Raw genomic sequence first — 14,548 nt, 5'->3', positions numbered from 1 at the left:
ACGGAAGGCTCAGGCCGTGGCGGTCGCCGGGGCGCGCAGCGCGGCGGCCGGCAGCCGCCGTTCCAGCGCCAGCATCGCGCCGACACTCGCCAGGTTCAGCCCGGCCAGCGCCAGCCACGGCAACGACCGGTGCACCCCGTACAGGGTGCCGAAGAACGCGGGGCCGACGATGCCGGCCAGCGTGAACGAGTACTGGAAGGTCGCGAGGTATCGGCCGCGGATCCGGGGCGGCGCGACCGCCGCGGCAAGCGCCTGCGACGTGGGCGCGTGCACCGCCTCCGCCGCCGTGAACAGCAGCGTCGCCACGACCATCCCCGGCACCACCCAACCCAGGTGCCCCGGCCCGAACGTGGCGAACAGCGCCGCCCAGCCCGCCCACAGCACCGACGCCGCCACCAGCAACCGGGTACGGCGGAAGCCGGCCACGTACCGGACGACGGGGGCGCCGAGCAGCGAGATCAGGACGGTGTTGCCGACCAGCAGCGCCGAGGTCAGCCAGCCCGGACCGCGCAGCCCGGTCAGTACGAACGTGGGCAGGGCCAGGCCGAGCATCATGCTGGACAGCGCGTACACGCCGTTCAGGCCGATCAGCCCGAGGAACGGCCGGTCCGCCAGCAGCGCCCGGTACCCGCCGGCGCCGGCGTCCTGGTCGTGCACCAGCCGCGGCGCCCGGACGAACACGCCGATCGTGCCGGCCGCGGCGAAGAAGCACGCCGCCGACAGGTACGCCACGATCCGGTACGTGGCGGCGCGGCCGTCGGCGACCACGAACCCGGTCGCCAGCCCGCCCAACCCGAGCCCCGCCGTACGGGCCATGTTGGACCACGCGTACCAGGTGTCCTTGGTGGGGGCGCGCCTGCCGGCGGACGCGGCCGCGGGGCGACCGTCGACGTAGTCGGCCAGCAGGGTGAACACCGCCGACCAGAAGAACCGTACGCCGAAGCCGGTGGCGGTGACCGCGGCGAAGATGCCGACCGGACCCGACGCGTGCGGGTACGCGAGGAAACCCAGGCCCTGCAACAGTTGTGCGCCCACCACCACCGGCAGCGCACCGACCCGGTCGACGAGAGCGCCGGCCCACACCGGGATCGGCAGCGTCAACACCTGCGACACGCTGATGAGTACGCCGAGCAGCGCCAGCGGTACGTCGGTCAGCCGGGTGAAGAACACCATCGACAGCGGCATCAGCAGTCCGCCGCCGATCGAGTCGACGACCAGCGCGCCGATCAGCACCGGCCCACCCCGACTCGTCCCGGGTGATGCCTGGCTGGTCACGTCGTCGGCGGGCACAAGCGGGCACCCTACCGGCGGGACCGCCCGCCGCAGCAACCGGTTTCTCACCCGGCCAGGCGGGTCTCCGCGATCGCCAGGTTGTACGTGACCAGCTCGTCGCCGTAGTGCCGGATGGCCCAGTCCACCTGCCGCAACGCCATCGACGCCCAGTACGGGCGCAGCTCGTCGGGGGTCAGCCGGGCGTCGAGTTCGGCGTCCAGCCGGGCGGCCAGATCGGGCCGGCCCCCCGGTACGGCGAAGCGCAACGTCACCAGGTCGAACCGCTGGTCGCCGCGGCACGCGCCGTCCCAGTCGATGACGCCGCCGACGCTGCCGTCCGGCGCGACGAGCACGTTGCCGTAGTGGAAGTCGCCGTGCACCAGGTCGTCGCCGGCCACGACGTCCGGCACCGTCACCCCGACCTCGCGTACCCAGTGGAGCAGCCGCGCGGTGCGCCGGTCGTACCCGGCGAGGGGCTCGTGCAGGCAGAAGCCGGGACCGGGCTCGCGCAGGTACAGCCGCAGCGCGGGGAGGTCGTCCCGGCCGGCGAGCAACCCGCCGAACCCCTCGTGTACGCGGAGCATCGCGTCCACCAGCGGCTCGTCCAGCCGGTCCGGCACCGTGCCGGGCAACCGCTGCTGCACCAGCGCCACCGCCCCCGGCAGCTCCACCACCAGCTCGTACGCCGGGACGGGGAGGCCGTGCGCGCGGGCCGTGTCGAGCATCCCGCCGATCTGCTCCACCCGCGCCCCCGGTACGCCGGGCGCCCAGGTCAGTACGGCGTCGTGGCCGTCCGGCCAGCGCACGTACCCGGCGCCGACCTCACCGCCGGCGCACGGCCCGACGTACTCGAAGGGGATTCCCGTGGCGGCGACGACCCGGGCGGTCAGCGCGGACGGGTCGAGCTTGGCGGCGCGTTCCCAGCGCGGAGTGGACATCACGTGGCGGATCGTAGTACTGCCGATGTCCGTGATCACACCGCTTTTCCCGCGGGTTCCGATCATGCGAACGTCATGTGTGAGATAGAGTGCCGGGCATGCCCGACGACCAGTACCTGCAGCGCATCGGCCGGCTCATCCGCGACTCCCGCAAGCACCGCGGGTGGACCCAGTCGCAGCTCGCGACCGCGTTGGGCACCAGCCAGAGCGCGGTCAACCGGATCGAGCAGGGCGGGCAGAACCTCAGCCTCGACATGCTCACCCGGATCAGCGACGCGCTCGACTCCGAGATCGTCTCGCTGGGTCACTCCGGCCCGATGCACCTGCGGGTCGTCGGCGGGCGCCGGCTGTCCGGCAGCATCGACGTCAAGACCAGCAAGAACGCCGGGGTCGGCCTGCTGTGCGCCGCGCTGCTCAACAAGGGCCGCACCACGCTGCGCCGGGTCGCCCGGATCGAGGAGGTCAACCGGATCCTGGAGGTCCTGAACTCGATCGGCGTGCGGACCCGCTGGCTCAACGAGCAGAACGACCTGGAGATCGTCCCGCCGGCCCGGCTCGACCTCGCCGCGATGGACGTCGAGGCGGCCCGGCGTACGCGGAGCATCATCATGTTCCTCGCGCCGCTGATGCACGACCACGACACCTTCGAGCTGCCGTACGCGGGGGGCTGCGACCTGGGCACCCGTACCGTCGAGCCGCACATGACCGCGTTGCGGCCGTTCGGCCTGGAGGTCAAGGCCACCGGTGGGTACTACCACGCCGACGTGGACCGGTCCGTCACGCCGACCCGCCCGGTCGTCCTGACCGAACGCGGCGACACGGTCACCGAGAACGCGCTGATGGCCGCCGCCCGGCGCGACGGCGTCACCGTCATCCGCAACGCCAGCCCGAACTACATGGTCCAGGACGTCTGCTTCTACCTCACCGCCCTCGGCGTACGGATCGACGGGATCGGGACGACGACGCTCACGGTGCACGGCGTACCGGAGATCGACGTGGACCTGGACTACGCGCCGAGCGAGGACCCGATCGAGGCGATGAGCCTGATCGCCGCCGCGCTGGTCACCGGCTCCGAGATCACCGTCAACCGGGTGCCGATCGAGTTCCTGGAGATCGAGCTGGCGCTGCTGGAGGAGATGGGCCTCGACCACGACCGGTCCCCGGAGTACGCGGCGGCGAACGGGCACACCCGGCTCGCCGACCTCACCATCCGGCCGTCGCGGCTGCACGCGCCGCTGGACAAGGTCCACCCGATGCCGTTCCCCGGGCTGAACATCGACAACCTGCCGTTCTTCGCGCTGATCGCCGCGACCGCGCAGGGCCAGACCCTCATCCACGACTGGGTGTACGAGAACCGCGCCGTCTACCTCACCGAACTGACCAAGCTCGGCGCCCGCGTCACCCTCCTCGACCCGCACCGGGTGTACGTGGAGGGGCCGACGCACTGGTCCGGTACCGAGGTGATCTGCCCGCCGGCGCTGCGCCCCGCGGTCGTCGTACTCATCGCGATGCTCGCCGCGAAGGGCACGTCCGTGCTGCGCAACGTCTACGTCATCAACCGCGGGTACGAGCAGCTCGCGGAACGGCTCAACCTGCTCGGCGCGCAGATCGAGACGTTCCGCGACCTCTGACCGGCCGGCGTCGCGCCAGGCGGGGTCAGGCCGCCCGGCCGGCGCCGTCGGCGCGGTCCGCGAGGGCACGTACCTCGGCGGCGACGGTCGGCCAGGACGACGGCGGCAGGTCGTGGCCGACGCCGGGCAGCAGGACCAGCCGCGCCCCCGGTATCGCGGCGGCGGTGTCGCGGCCGGCGGCGGGCCGGATCAGCGGATCGTCCGCACCGTGCAGTACCAGCGTGGGCACCCGTACGTCGCGCAGCGGTGCGCCGTCCCAGCGCGCCGCGGTCTGCCGGCTCTGCGCCTGCTGGTCGCGGAACCCGCGGATGCCGTGCCGCCGGTCCCGTTCCACCATCTCGCGTACGGCGGCCTCGTCGGCGGGGTTGGCGGGTGAGGCGAGCGCCCGCGCGACGGCGAGGCCGAGCGCGAGATCGCCGTCCGCGTCGTCCGGGAACCGCATCCGGACGAACGCCAGCAGCGTCCGGGCCCGTACGTACCGGGCGCGGCGCAGCGCGCTCACGTCGATCGGCGGCGCGGCCGAACTGGTGAGGCTGCGTACCCGGGTCGGGTGCCGGAGCGCGAGCGCCTGGGCCACCGCGCCGCCCATCGAGTGCCCGAACACGTGCGCGGAACGCCAGCCGAGGGCGTCCAGTACGGCGGCGGCGTCGTCGGCGAGGTCGGCCCCGGTGTAGCCGGCGCCGCGGCGGAACAGCGACACAACCGGGTGCCCGCCACCGGCCTGCGGCAGCCGGGTCGACTCGCCGGAGTCGCGCTCGTCGTACGAGACGACGTGGAAGCCGTGCGCGATCAGCTCGGTGACCAGCCCGTCGGGCCACCAGAACCGGGACGTGCCGAGGCCCATGGCGAGCAGCAGCGGTGCGCCGCCGGCACCACCGAGGTCCTCGTACGCCAGCTCGACCGCGCCGTTGCGGGCCCGCTCCACCATGTCGACCTCCATTCGCAAACATCGTTCGCAAAGTAGTCTAGCAGGGTTCGCAGACAGCGTTCGCAAACGAGGAGGCCGGCATGGCGGGACGCGACGACACGATCTGGCTCCGGCCGGAACGCGCCGGCGTCGGGCGACCCGCCGAACGCAGCCGAGCCCAGGTCACCACCGCCGCGCTCGCCCTCGCCGACCGCCACGGCCTCGACGCCGTCTCCATGCGCCGGGTCGCCGCCGAACTCGGCACCGGGCCCGGCTCCCTCTACCGGTACGTCGCCACCCGCGACGAGCTGCTCGACCTGATGGTCGACGCGACAGCCGCGGAGTACCGGCTCGGGCCGGCGACCGGCGAGACGATCGACGACCTCGTCGCGGTGGCCGAGCAGGCGCGCGCGATCATGCGCCGGCACCCGTGGCTGCCCGGACTGCTCACCGCCCGTCCGGTCCTCGGGCCGCACGGCGCCCTCGTGCTGGAGTACGTGCTGGGGGTGCTGGCGGACCAGCCCGCCGACACCCGGACCAAGCTCGAACTCTTCGGCGTACTCATGGGCCTGACCGCGCAGTTCACCCAGCACGAGCTGAGCGCCGACCCGGCCGGCGCACAGCGGCAGGCCACGTACCTGACGCACCTCGCCGGTACGGGCGACTTCCCGCAGCTCGCCGCCGTGCTCGCCGCCGAGTCGGGCGACCGGCAGCCGTCGGCCGACCCGTTCCGCTCCGTCCTGCCCCGGGTACTCGCGGGCCTGCTCGGAACGTGACTCAGCGCTCCACGGCCAGCCGTACGCCGAACGCGACGAGCACGGTGCCGGTCACCCGGTCGATCCACCGGCGTACGGCCACGCGGTCGAGTACCCGGCGGGCCAGGCGGGCCACGCAGATCAGCACCGTGAACCAGACCATGCCCTCCGCGTCGTGCACCGCCGCGAGCAGCAGCCCCATCGGCAGGTGCGCGGTGTGCGGCGGCAGGAACTGCGGCAGCAGCGCGATGTAGAAGACGCCGACCTTCGGGTTCAGCAGGTTCGTCAACACGCCCCGCGCGTACGCCCGGCCGGCGCCGCCCGTCGCCGGCGGCGGCACCGTGTCCGCCGCCGGCGTCCGGAAACTCGACCAGAGCATCTTCCCGCCGAGCCACCCCAGGTACGCCGCGCCCGCGTACCGCAGCACCAGGTACGCCAGGTGCGAGGCGGTCAGCAGCGCCGAGACGCCCACCGCGGCGGCGACACCCCACAGCAGCGCGCCGGTACCGACGCCGAGCGCCGTCGCGAACGCCCGCGCCCGCCCCTCGCGCAGCGCGGCACGCAACACCAGCGCGGTGTCCAGGCCCGGCGTCAGCGTCAGCAGACCGGCCACCACCGCGAACGACCCCACCGCGGAAAGCACTGTCACGCACCGCATCCTGCGACACCACCCGGTACCCGGCGAGGCTTTGTGCGCGGCCTCACCCCGGCTCAGGGTTGGCAGGTGGGGCACCAGAAGAGGTTGCGGGCGGCCATCGGCGCCGTGGCCACCGGAGTACCGCAGACGTGGCAGGGCTGGCCGGCGCGCCGGTAGACGTACACCTCGCCGCCGTGCGCGTCGACGCGCGGCGGGCGGCCCATGGCGCGCGGCTCGTGCTCCGGCCGTACCGTGTCGATCCGGCCGGTGCGGACGCCGCGGCGCATCAGCGCGACCAGGTCCGGCCACATCGCCGCCCAGGTGTCCGCCGCCAGCTCCCGACCCGGCCGGTACGGGCTGACCGCGTGCCGGAACAGCAGCTCCGCCCGGTAGATGTTGCCGACCCCGGCCACGACCTCCTGCTGCATCAGCAGCTGACCCACCGGCACCACCGACCGCCGGATCCGTTGGTACGCCGCCGAATCGTCCGCGCCCGGCCGCAGCGGGTCCGGGCCGAGCCGGCCGTACAGGGCCTTCTGGTCGGCGGGGGTGTGCAGCTCGCAGGCCATCGGCCCGCGCAGGTCCAGCCACCGCTCACCGGTCTCGATGCGGACCCGGACCGCGCCCGTCGGAGCCGGCGCCGCACCCGACCCACCGAAGAACTTCCCCGCCAGCCCCAGGTGTACGTGCAGCCGCAGCACCTCGCCGCCGTCCGTCCGGTACCGGTGGTACAGGTGCTTTCCGTACGCGTCGGCGCCGGTGAACGTGGCGCCGTCGAGCAGCGCGGCACCCGCCGCGAACCTGCCCTGCGGGCTCGTCACCCGTACCCGCTGGCCGCGCAGCTGCCGCTGGTGTTCCCGGGCGAGCCGGTGGATCGTGTGCCCCTCCGGCACCCTGCCTCCCTGAAGACGTCCGCCCACCGATTCTGGCAGGTACGCCCCGGGCGGCCGGCCGCGCTACCCGGGCCGCAGTTCGGTCACCACCTCGGTACCGGGGCGCCAGCGGGACACCCGCATCCCCTCGGCGTCCGAGAACCGGACGTGCGACGCCCGCTGCACGTCGAACGCGTACAGGTGGTAGTCGCCGGGCGGGTGCCACTGGATGCGCGCCTCGATCGCGTCGACGAACGCCCGGCGCGCGTCCGGATCGGTCACCGGCACGGCCGTCCCGTACAGCTTGAGGTCGCCGTCCGGGTTCTCCTTGTTCGGCGGAACGCTGTGCACGGTGAGGCGCGGGTCCCGCATCAGGTCGAGTGCCTTGCGGGACTCCCACATCATGCCGAACAGCAGGTCACCCGCGGCGAAGTCGACCTCGCACGGGCTGATCCGTACCGAACCGTCGGACCGGAGCGTGCCCAGTATCGCCAGCTGGTCCCGGGTGAACCGTTCCCGGGCCAGGCCGGCAAGCTCCGGGCACGCCTTCTCGAACTCGTCCCATCGCATGACCCCACGCTAGGACGGTGCCCTGTCAGAACGCGTCAGAGCCGGAGAACCGGTCAGATCTTCGGGAACCAGAGGGCGATCTCGCGCTCGGCGGACGCGGCCGAGTCGGAGGCGTGGATCAGGTTCTCCCGGTTGGAGAGGCCGAAGTCACCGCGGATCGTGCCGCCGGGCGCCTTCCGGCCGTCGGTCGGGCCGGTGAGCAGCCGGACGACGGCGATGGCGTCGTCGCCGGAGACGACCGCGGCGACGAGCGGGCCGGAGGTCATGAAGTCCTTGAGCGGCGGGTAGAACGGCTTGTCGACGTGCTCGGCGTAGTGCGCGTCGGCGAGGGCGGCGTCCATCGTGCGCAGCTCGACCGCGTCCAGGGCCAGGCCCTTGCGCTCCAGCCGGCCCAGGATCTCGCCGACCAGGCCGCGCCGGACGGCGTCCGGCTTGATCAGTACGAGCGTGCGCTCGGACACGGATCCTCCCGTTGAGGTGTACGGCGTTCAGGTACGCCGAGCCTAGACGAGGGGCGGCGGGGCACCGGATCGGGCGTACCCGGACGGGACGAAGGTGTGTGAAACCGGCCACGCACCGGAGCGGTCGGGCCGCGGGAGGCACAGGTCATGCACCGGAACGCCCCAAATGTACTCAGTTTCTTTCCAGGTTCGTTGGGTACGACAGGATCGATGAGCTCCCCCGCCACCGTCGGCCGCACCGACGCACCCCCGGCCCCGCCCGCTTCCCGTCCCGACGCCGCGGCGGCGTCCGGCCGTGCCGGAGGGTTCGGCGGCCGCCGGCGGTACCACGAGGTCGACCTGCTGCGGCTGCTCGCGGCGGTGGGCGTGGTCGGGTTCCACTTCCTGTTCCGGTCGAGTACGACGGATCCGGTGCTGGCCGACACCGGGTTCCGCGACCCGGGCGGGGTCTTCCACTACGGCAACATCGGCGTCCCGCTGTTCTTCGTGATCAGCGGGTTCGTCATTCTCAACAGCGCGTGGAACCGTTCCGCCGTCTCGTTCCTGGCGTCCCGGGTCGGCCGGCTCTACCCCGCGTTCTGGACCGCGTGCACGCTCACCGCGGTCGTCATGGCGTTCGACCCGACCGACCGGTTCACCGTGTCGTTCACGCAGTGGGCGACGAACCTGTCCATGTTCTCCGAGGCGTACGGGGTCGACTACGTCGACGGCGTCTACTGGACGCTCACCATCGAACTCGCGTTCTACCTGATCATGCTCGCGTTCGTACGGATCGGGCTCACCACCAACCGGATCATCGGGTTCTGCCTCGGCTGGCTCGCGCTGTCCATGGTGCACGCGTACATTCCCGCGCCCGACTGGCTGCAACTCGTGCTCGTGCCCTCCTGGGCGCCGTACTTCGTGGCCGGCATGCTGTTCTCACTGATCGCCCGCGACGGCTGGAAATGGAAGTACGTGCTGCCGCTCGGCGCCGCCTACCTGTGCTGCGGGCGCTGGGCCATCCACTACTTCAACGCGCTCTCCGACAAGTACGACGTCGTCTACTCGCCGATCGTCATCGCCGTCGTCGTCACCGCCATCTTCGCCGTGTTCGCCGCGATCTCGTCCGGCTACACCCTCCCCGGCGCCGCCAAGGTCGCGTTCCTCGCCGGCCTCACCTACCCGCTCTACCTCATCCACGAGAACATCGGATTCATCGCCCTCGACCTGCTGCACAGCGACATGGGCATCAACCGCTACCTCGTCCTCGCCGCCGTACTCCTCGGCGTCGGCGCCATCGCCTGGGCACTCCACGTCGGCGTCGAAAACCGGTTCTCCCGGCCACTCGCCAACCTCATCACCCGCACCTGGACACGGATCCGCGGCGTACTGCGGGCCAGAGTGCCCGCCCTCGTCGGTTGAGGCCCGGATTCGGGTCACTGTTTCCTCGTGACCCGAATCCTTTTGTACGCCGGCGTGCCTTTGCGGCTCGCTGGCGTACTGGTGTGACTCCAGCGGAAGCGCGTTCGCTGGCGTCTATGTGTGACTCCAGTCGCCGGGTGTTCCTCGCTCTCGTGCTGTCTGTTTCCCCGGTGTTCGCCGCCCCTGCCGGGGCTTGGGGGTGCGAGAGAGGACGCTGTCCTCTCTCGCGCTCTCTCCTGCCAAAGGGGGCGAAGCCCCCTTTGGAAACCCCCTGAAGTAGGCAGATGCTTTCGCGTTCGCCTCTCGACACCGACCCAAGTCCTTGTGCGACAACCGGACTTGGCCTCATTCACCGGCGTACTGCTACCCCGAAAAGTAGGCGACCTCTTGACCAGCCACAGTCACCGGTGTTCGCGGGTGATGCTCGTTGCCCCGCCCTCCCGCCACCCGGGTGATGGTGGCGCCCTTCGGCGCCCAGCGCGGTACTACACCCACACTCGACGCTGCCGCCCTCGTACGGCCCGCTCACTGGGACAACGGGGTGCGCCCGGTGCATTCCCGTGCGGCGGAAGGGATTCCGGCGGTGGCGTCGGGGCGGTGGAACGGTGCGCCGGCCATCAAGCCAGCTCCGGGCGGCGACATCCCTTGTACAGCTTGGTTTTTGCAGTAACGGTGATGTGGGGGGACGGGAGCGAGGCGAGTCCGATTCGTTCGCTCGCAAGCCGAGACGCAGCGCCGTGTGCGTCAGCACACAAGCTGCGGATCGGCGCCGCGAGCGGACGAATCGGTTCGCCGCAGCGTCCGTTACAGCGCAGACCAGTCGAGGAGGGGGGCTGCGAGGTCTCGGATTGTTGCCAGGAGTCCGAGGCGGGAGGCTCGGAGGTTGGGGTCTTCGGCCATGACGAGGACGTCGTCGAAGAAGGTGTTGATGGGGGTGGTGAGAGCGCCGGCGACGGGGACGAAGGTGGCGAGGGTGGGGTGTTCGGGGAGGTCGACGGCGACGGCGGCGGTGGCGCGGTGGAGGGCCTGTTCGGCGGGTTCGACGAGGGCGGTGGGGTCGTAGGCGGCGGGGGTGCCGGCGGGGACGATGCGGCGGACGCGGGCGAGGGCCTGGGCAAGGTCGACGAAGTCGTCGTCGTGGGCGAGTTTGCCCAGTTCGGCGAGGGTGGCGTCGGCGTGGGCTGGCGCGTCGGCGAGCGGGAGTACGGCGTCGATGTGGTGGTGGTCGTGGCCGGCGTCGGTGAGCTGCTGCTCGTACCGGCGGACGAGGAACTCGTGCAGGTCGGCGAGGACCTCGTCGGTGACGTCGACGGCGGCGTGTGCGGCGGCGGCGCGCAGCCCGGCGGTGAGCGTGATGGGGGCGAGCTGCGGGAAGGCGCGGAGGATGGTGACGACGCCGACGGCGGCGCGGCGCAACCCGAACGGGTCGGAGCTGCCGGTGGCCTTCTCGCCGACCGCGGACAGGCCGGTGAGCAGGTCGAGCCGGTCGGCGAGGGCGAGCAGCGCGCCGGGCACGGTGGTGGGCACGTCGCCGCCGCCGCCGCGGGGCAGTTCCATCTCGTACAGGGCGGTGGCGACGGCGTCGGTCTCGCCGGCGCGCTTGGCGTACTCGCGGGCCATGGTGCCGGCGAGGCTGGACAGTTCGATGACCATGCTGGAGGCGAGGTCGAACTTGGCCAGCGCGCCGGCACGGTCCACTGTGGACCGTTCGGCGTCGGCGAGGTCGACGAGGCGGGCCAGATCCGTTGCGGTGGCGGCGATCCGCTCGGCGCGGTCGGCCATCGAGCCGAGCTTGTCGGCGAACGTGAGCTTGGCCAGTCCGGCCTTCATGTCGACGGGCGCGATCTTGAGGTCGGCGCGCCAGAAGAACGCGGCGTCCTCGTACCGGGCGCGCAGCACGGCCTCGTTGCCGGCACGTACGGCGTCGGTGTCGATGGGGCCGTTGGCGACGGCGACGAAGTGCGGCAGCAGCGTGCCGTCGGCGTCGCGGACCGGCAGGTACCGCTGGTGCTTGCGCATCACCGTGGTGAGGATCTGCGGCGGCAGCTCCAGGTACTTGGGGTCGAACGAGCCGACCAGCGGGTTGGGCTCCTCGACCAGGTTGGTGACCTCGGCGATGACGGCGGCCTCGCCGTCGACGTCGAGGACGCCGCCGGCGGCGGTGGCGAGCTCGCCGGCGCGGGCGACGATCGCGGCCCGCCGGTCGGCCTCGCCGAGCGTGATCCCGTGCGAGGCCAGCAGGTCCACATAGGACTCCGCCGACGGTACGTCGACCACGGGGGTCTCGGCGGTGCGCCGGATCCTGGTCGTACGGCCGGAGAGCAGGGACGACACGGCCACCGGCACGGCGGTCTCGCCGTACAGCGCGGTCAGCCAGCGGATCGGCCGGGTGAACGACAGCTTCCCGTCGCGCCAGCGCATGTTCTTGTCGGCGCGCAGCTCGGTGACGACGGCGGCGAACAGGTCGGACAGCACCTCGGCGGCCGGGCGGCCGGGCTCGGGCACGGTGACGCCGACGTGCTCGACGCCGCCGACCTCGATGCGTTCCAACGCCTCCACCGGTACGCCGCGGCCGCGGGCGAAGCCCTGCGCGGCCTTCGTCGGCTTGCCGTCCGCGTCGTACGCCGCGGCGAGCTTCGGCCCGCGCATCGTCTTCTCCGCGTCGGGCTCGCGGTCTGCCACGTCGGCCACCAGGACGGCGATCCGCCGCGGGGTGCCGTCGACGGTGACCGCGCCGTGCGCGAGCCGGGTGGCGGCCAGCTTCTCCGTCACCGCGGTACGTACCGCGGCGATCTGCTGCGTCACCTCGTGCGGCGGCAGCTCCTCCAGACCGATCTCGAACAGTACGGTGCGCGGGCCGGTCACGGTCGGCAGCTCGGGCCGGACGGCCGGCTCGGGCGGCGCCACGACGCCCAGCGGGTAGCCCAGCTCCTCGCGGCGCTCGGCCCACAGCGCGGACACCTCGCGGGCCAGCGCCCGCATCCGGCCGAACGCGCGGGCCCGCTCGGTGGTGGAGATCGCGCCCCGCGCGTCGAGCACGTTGAACGTGTGCGAGCACTTGAGCACGTAGTCGTGCGCGGGCACGGGCAGCCGGGCGTCCAGCATCCGGCGCGCCTCGGTCGCGTACGCCTCGAACAGCTCCTGGTTGATCGACACGTCCGCGTCGTCCAGGTAGTAACGCGACATCTCGTACTCGGACTGGCCGAAGACCTCGCCGTACGTGATGCCGTCGGCGTACGCGATGTCCTTGAAGTGGCCGACGTTCTGCAGGGCCATCAGGATGCGCTCGATGCCGTACGTGATCTCGACGGAGACCGGCTCGACGGACCGGCCACCGGCCTGCTGGAAGTACGTGAACTGGGTGATCTCCAGGCCGTCCAGCCAGACCTCCCAGCCCAGCCCCCAGGCGCCGAGGGCGGGCGCGGCCCAGTTGTCCTCGACGAACCGCACGTCGTGCGCGCGGATGTCGATGCCCAGCGCCTCCAGCGACCCCAGGTACACCTCGACCGGGTTGCCCGGGTCCGGCTTCAGGATCACCTGGAACTGGGTGTGCGTCTGCAACCGGTTCGGGTTCTCCCCGTACCGCGAGTCGTCGGGCCGCACGCTCGGCTCCACGTACGCCACGTGCCAGGGCTCGGGGCCGAGGACCCGCAGGATCGTCGCCGGGTTCATGGTGCCGGCACCGACCTCGGTGTTGAACGGTTGCACGATCATGCAGCCGCGGTCGGTCCAGTACCGCTGCAAGGCCAGCAGGGCGTCCTGCATCGTCAACACGAGATCTGTCCCACCTGATCGGGTTCCTGGTGTGCGCGTGGCTGCGGCAGCGCGCCGGCCAGCACGTCTGCGGCGATTCTAGATGCCGGCGCCGGGACGACACCGAGCGCGGTCGGGCCAGTACGTCGGGCGGTTTTACGTCGATGGCGGCTTTACGGGGTGTTCCCGGACGAACCGGGGCAATAACCTGCCGGGAGACCGAAAGGAGTCCCGTCATGCTCCGACGACGCCTCGCCCGTCTCGCCGTCACCGCCGTCCTCGCGCTCGCCGCCGCGCCGCTCGCCGCAGCCCTGCCGGCCGCCGCGTCCGCGCCCCACCTCGCCGCCACCACCGTCACGTACGACGCGGGTCAGGCGCCCGAGCTGGCCGACCACATCACCGAGGCCGTACAGATCTGGAACGACAGCGTGTCCAACGTACGGCTGGTGCCGGGCAGCCCGGCCGACGTCACGATCTCCGAGGGGCACGGCGGCGGGTCGTACACGATCCCCGACGGGCTCGGCGCCGGCGAGATCTACCTCGACCTGGACCAGGCCGCGCAGTACAACCCGACGCGGATCGCGGCGCACGAGATCGGCCACATCTACGGCCTGCCCGACAACTACGACGGCGACTGCTCGATCCTGATGTCGGGCCACAGCGCCGGGTACGACTGCCAGACGACGCACCCGAGCGCCGACGAGGCGGCCCAGGTCGACGCCAACTTCGCCGGTGGCGCAACGGAAGTACGGCCCGCGGCGTACGCGGGGTGCTTCTCCACCGGGCGGCGTTGAAGCGCACACCTACCCTGTCGCACATGGTCCCCATGATCCGAATCGCCGGCGTCGCGGCCGCCGCGACGCTGGCCGGCGTCGGCCTGTTCGCCGCGGCCGGCTGCAGCTCGTACGACTGCACCGGCGCCGCCATGGCCGGCCCCGGCCCGAACACGATCGTCCTGGCCCGCGGCGGCTCGCACGGCGGTTCACACGGTGGCGGGTCGCACGGCGGCGGCAGCGAGGGCGGCGGCTCCGGCTACCACGGCGACAGCGACTCCGGCGGCTCCGGCTACCACTCGAACTCCGACGAGGGCGACGACAGCGGATCCGGGTCCGGCTCGGGCTACCGCTACCACGGCGGCAGCGGCTACCACTACGGCAACCGCAACGGTTCGGGGTCCTGCGCGAACGGGTCGCCGTCCCCGTCGCCCTCCTCGCCGTCCCCGTCGGACCCGTGGTCCTCGCCCTCTCCGTCCGACTCGGCCGTACCGTTCGGCGGCGGCGCGTCCTCGGACGGCGGCGGCGTACACGGGATGAACTGACCGGAACCGCGGGCCGGGGCGCCGCGTCCAATC

General features: G+C 72.3%; 13 protein-coding genes. 5 read left to right on the top strand and 8 right to left on the bottom strand.

What is annotated here, in order from left to right; translation table 11 throughout:
- Positions 1-9: 9 nt before the first annotated feature.
- Positions 10-1,290, bottom strand: coding sequence for an MFS transporter (locus tag Aru02nite_RS33765; protein ID WP_203664412.1), 1,281 nt, complete (start codon positions 1,288-1,290; stop codon positions 10-12).
- Positions 1,291-1,337: 47 nt separating this feature from the next.
- On the bottom strand, positions 1,338-2,210 hold the full coding sequence (locus tag Aru02nite_RS33760; RefSeq protein ID WP_203664411.1) for a phosphotransferase: 873 nt from the start codon (positions 2,208-2,210) through the stop codon (positions 1,338-1,340).
- A 98-nt stretch (positions 2,211-2,308) separates the two neighbouring features.
- On the opposite strand from Aru02nite_RS33760, the gene Aru02nite_RS33755 reads away from it, so the two are divergent.
- Positions 2,309-3,841 carry a helix-turn-helix domain-containing protein gene (locus tag Aru02nite_RS33755; protein ID WP_203664410.1) on the top strand — a complete coding sequence of 511 codons (1,533 nt, stop codon included), beginning with the start codon at positions 2,309-2,311 and terminating at the stop codon, positions 3,839-3,841.
- 25 nt (positions 3,842-3,866) lie between these two features.
- Here Aru02nite_RS33755 and Aru02nite_RS33750 read toward each other — a convergent pair whose 3' ends face one another.
- Positions 3,867-4,781, bottom strand: coding sequence for an alpha/beta fold hydrolase (locus Aru02nite_RS33750; RefSeq protein WP_203664409.1), 915 nt, complete (start codon positions 4,779-4,781; stop codon positions 3,867-3,869).
- 68 nt (positions 4,782-4,849) lie between these two features.
- Here Aru02nite_RS33750 and Aru02nite_RS33745 point away from each other — a divergent pair, with 68 nt between their 5' ends.
- A complete protein-coding gene (locus Aru02nite_RS33745) occupies positions 4,850-5,524 on the top strand; it encodes a TetR/AcrR family transcriptional regulator (protein WP_203664407.1) in 675 nt (224 codons plus the stop codon).
- Between the two features lies 1 nt (position 5,525).
- Here the strand turns inward: Aru02nite_RS33745 and Aru02nite_RS33740 are convergent, their stop codons facing one another.
- The 4 genes from Aru02nite_RS33740 to ndk all read right to left on the bottom strand — a co-directional run bounded on the left by Aru02nite_RS33740 (position 5,526) and on the right by ndk (position 8,043).
- Positions 5,526-6,152 carry a LysE family translocator gene (locus Aru02nite_RS33740; protein ID WP_203664405.1) on the bottom strand — a complete coding sequence of 209 codons (627 nt, stop codon included), beginning with the start codon at positions 6,150-6,152 and terminating at the stop codon, positions 5,526-5,528.
- Positions 6,153-6,214: 62 nt separating this feature from the next.
- The gene (locus Aru02nite_RS33735) at positions 6,215-7,033 is read right to left on the bottom strand and encodes an Fpg/Nei family DNA glycosylase (protein WP_203664403.1); all 819 of its coding nucleotides are present in this window, start codon (positions 7,031-7,033) and stop codon (positions 6,215-6,217) included.
- Between the two features lie 63 nt (positions 7,034-7,096).
- Positions 7,097-7,582: a pyridoxamine 5'-phosphate oxidase family protein gene (locus tag Aru02nite_RS33730; RefSeq protein WP_203664401.1), complete on the bottom strand. Its 486-nt coding sequence runs from the start codon at positions 7,580-7,582 to the stop codon at positions 7,097-7,099.
- Between the two features lie 53 nt (positions 7,583-7,635).
- Positions 7,636-8,043 (bottom strand): nucleoside-diphosphate kinase, encoded by a 408-nt coding sequence (gene ndk / locus Aru02nite_RS33725; RefSeq protein WP_203664399.1) that lies wholly within the window; start codon positions 8,041-8,043, stop codon positions 7,636-7,638.
- Between the two features lie 210 nt (positions 8,044-8,253).
- Here ndk and Aru02nite_RS33720 point away from each other — a divergent pair, with 210 nt between their 5' ends.
- Positions 8,254-9,444 (top strand): acyltransferase family protein, encoded by a 1,191-nt coding sequence (locus tag Aru02nite_RS33720; RefSeq protein WP_203664397.1) that lies wholly within the window; start codon positions 8,254-8,256, stop codon positions 9,442-9,444.
- Positions 9,445-10,248: 804 nt separating this feature from the next.
- Here Aru02nite_RS33720 and Aru02nite_RS33715 read toward each other — a convergent pair.
- Entirely contained in the window at positions 10,249-13,209 is a 2,961-nt protein-coding gene (locus Aru02nite_RS33715; protein WP_239077119.1) for a glycine--tRNA ligase, read from the bottom strand.
- A 224-nt stretch (positions 13,210-13,433) separates the two neighbouring features.
- Here Aru02nite_RS33715 and Aru02nite_RS33710 point away from each other — a divergent pair, with 224 nt between their 5' ends.
- On the top strand, positions 13,434-13,991 hold the full coding sequence (locus Aru02nite_RS33710; protein WP_203664393.1) for a snapalysin family zinc-dependent metalloprotease: 558 nt from the start codon (positions 13,434-13,436) through the stop codon (positions 13,989-13,991).
- A 23-nt stretch (positions 13,992-14,014) separates the two neighbouring features.
- Complete coding sequence (locus tag Aru02nite_RS33705) at positions 14,015-14,515, top strand: hypothetical protein (protein ID WP_203664391.1); 501 nt, start codon at positions 14,015-14,017, stop codon at positions 14,513-14,515.
- Positions 14,516-14,548: the final 33 nt, after the last annotated feature.

This window comes from Actinocatenispora rupis (assembly GCF_016861975.1).
GTDB classification, from domain to species: Bacteria; Actinomycetota; Actinomycetes; order Mycobacteriales; family Micromonosporaceae; genus Actinocatenispora; species Actinocatenispora rupis.
Note: the sequence above shows the minus strand (reverse complement) of the source record. Positions and strands in the feature narration are given on the sequence as shown.